General features: G+C 70.9%; 1 protein-coding gene. It reads left to right on the plus strand.

Translation table 11 applies throughout. The features are described 5' to 3' along the window. Positions 1-2,712: acyltransferase domain-containing protein (locus tag IE177_RS34530; RefSeq protein ID WP_190019441.1), on the plus strand; the 2,712-nt coding region annotated here is incomplete at both ends.

Here is a 2,712-nt window from a genome sequence, read left to right on the forward strand (position 1 = left end):
TGTGGGCCGAGGAGGGCACTGAAGAGGCCGTCCTTCTCGAGGACACGCTCTACACCCAACCCTCCCTGTTCGCCCTGGAAACCGCCCTCTACCGCCTGCTCCAGCACCTGGGCGTCACCCCCCACTACCTCGCCGGCCACTCCATCGGAGAAATAGCCGCCGCCCATGCGGCCGGCGTCCTCAGCCTCGAAGACGCCTGCACCCTCGTCGCCACCCGCGCCCGCCTCCTCCACAACCTCCCCGCAGGCGGCGCCATGACCGCCCTCCAGGCAACCGAAGCGGAAGTTCTCACCGCGCTGAGAGGCCACCCCGCGGTCACCGTCGCCGCGTTGAACACGCCCGACAGCACGGTCATATCAGGTGACGCCGGCACGGTGGCGGAGACAGCCGCACGCTTCGCCGAGCAAGGCAGGAAGATCACGCCCCTGCACGTCAGCCACGCCTTCCACTCCCCCCACCTCGACCCCGTCCTCGACGAGTTCCACGCCGTCGCCGAAACCCTCACCTACCAACGACCCCGCATCCCCATCGTCTCCACCCTCACCGGCCGACTCGCATCCGCCGAAGACCTGACCAGCGCGCACCACTGGACCCGCCAGCTCCGCCAGGCCGTGCGCTTCCACCCCGCCCTCACCACCCTCACCGACCTCAACACCACCACCTACCTCGAACTCGGCCCGGACACCACCCTGACCACACTGGCGAGCACCACCACCGGGGACGCCGTCGCCATCCCCCTCCTCCATCCCGACAAGCCCGAGACCCACACCCTGCTCACCGCCCTCGCCACCGCCCACACTCACGCCACCCCGGTGGACTGGACCGCCCTCTACACCCCCCACCACCCCACCACCGTCGACCTCCCCACCTACCCCTTCCAGCACCACCCCTACTGGCTCCACCCCACCCCCACCGTCACCGACGCCACCGACCTCGGCCAAGCCCCCTCCACCCACCCCTTCCTCGGAGCCATCGCCGAACTTCCCGGCAACGCGTACGTGTTCACCGGCAGACTTTCTCTGGACACCCACCCCTGGGTCGCCGACCACACGATCCACGGCACAGCCGTCCTCCCCGCCGCGGCCCTCGTCGATCTCGCCCTGCACGTGGCTCGCCGCACCGGCAGGGGAGGCATCAGGGAGCTGACCGTTGACGCGCCCCTCACGCTCGTGGCGGGCACAGCCGTCAGACTGCGTGTGACGGTCGAGGCCGCCGCCGAGCGTGAGCTGCCGGCCGTGCTCACCATCGACACGCAGTCGGAGTCGGATCCGGAGGCCGCCTGGATCACCCGTGCCTCCGCCGCCGTGGAACCGGCCGCGGCTGACGTCATCGAGGACCTCGTGGAGGAGCGACCCCCCTGGGCTGTTGTCTGGCCGCCGGAAGCAGCCCGCGCGATCAGTGTCGACGAGTTGTACGAGGACCTCGCCACCGCGGGCCTACGGTACGGACCCGTCTTCCAGGGTGTTCGAGCCGCCTGGCAGCGCGGCGACACCGTCTACGCGGAGGTGGACCTGCCCGAGGAACCTGGGCGCACCAGCGCGGCCTGTGACGGATTCGGTGTCCATCCGGCTCTCCTCGACGCCGCACTCCACCCGTTGCTGCGTCCTCTGGGGGCCGACGGCGGCAACGCGCGCACCTCACTGCGATGGTCGGGGGTCTCGCTGCACGGTGAACCGTCTTCGGTCCTCCGAGTACGGCTGACGCCTGCCGGAGCCGACGCTCTGGCTGTCGAGATCGCCGACGACACGGGCGTGTCCGTGGCCACGGCCGCTGCCGTCCGTCTGGGCGCCTTACCCGATTCCTTGCCGCGCGCCAGTCGCTCCGGCTCCGTGAGCGACCACCTCTTCCGCCTGAACTGGGAACCCGCTGCGCCGAAGCGCCGGGATCGTCGCGGTACCGGAACCTGGGCCGTCCTGGGTGAGGACGGCCTCGGCATCGGGGCATCCCTGGAAGCCGCCGGTCAGGTCGGCGTCGCGGCGTTTCCCGACGTGAAGGCGTTGGTCGCGGCCCTCGACAGCAGCGAGGGCGGGGCGCCGCAGTCTGTCGTCGTGACCTGCGTCCGTGCAGACGTCCACGACGCGGCCCAGGCCGCCCACACCATGACGGAACGCCTCCTCACCCTTCTGCAGGCCTGGCTCGCGGAGCCCCGTCTCGCCGGCTCCCGGCTGGTCGTCGTCACCCGAGGAGCCGTTGCCACCTCCGACGCCGAAGGTGCGGACGACCTGGGCGCTGCTGCGGTGTGGGGCTTGCTGCGAAGCGCCCAGTCCGAGAACCCGGGTCAGTTCCAGCTTCTCGACACGGACGGAACAGACGCGTCCCTCATGGCCGTCGCCACCGCTCTGGAGGGTGATGAGCCTCAGATCGCCCTGCGCGACGGGACGACATGGACACCGCACCTGACGGAGGAGCGGGTGGTCACCGTGCCGCCGCCGCTGGACCCGGACGGCACCGTCCTCGTCACCGGCGGCACCGGCACCCTCGGCGCCATCACCGCCCGCCACCTCATCACCCGACACGGCGCCCACCACCTCCTCCTCACCAGCCGACGAGGCCCCAACGCCCCCGGCGCCACCCAACTCCACCAAGAACTCACCCGACTCGGCGCCCACATCACCATCACCGCCAGCGACACCAGCGACCCCCACCAACTCGCACACCTCCTCGCAAGCATCCCCGCGGAACACCCCCTCACCGCCGTCATCCACACCGCCG

The organism is Streptomyces lucensis JCM 4490, from assembly GCF_014650035.1.
Taxonomy (GTDB): domain Bacteria; phylum Actinomycetota; class Actinomycetes; order Streptomycetales; family Streptomycetaceae; genus Streptomyces; species Streptomyces lucensis.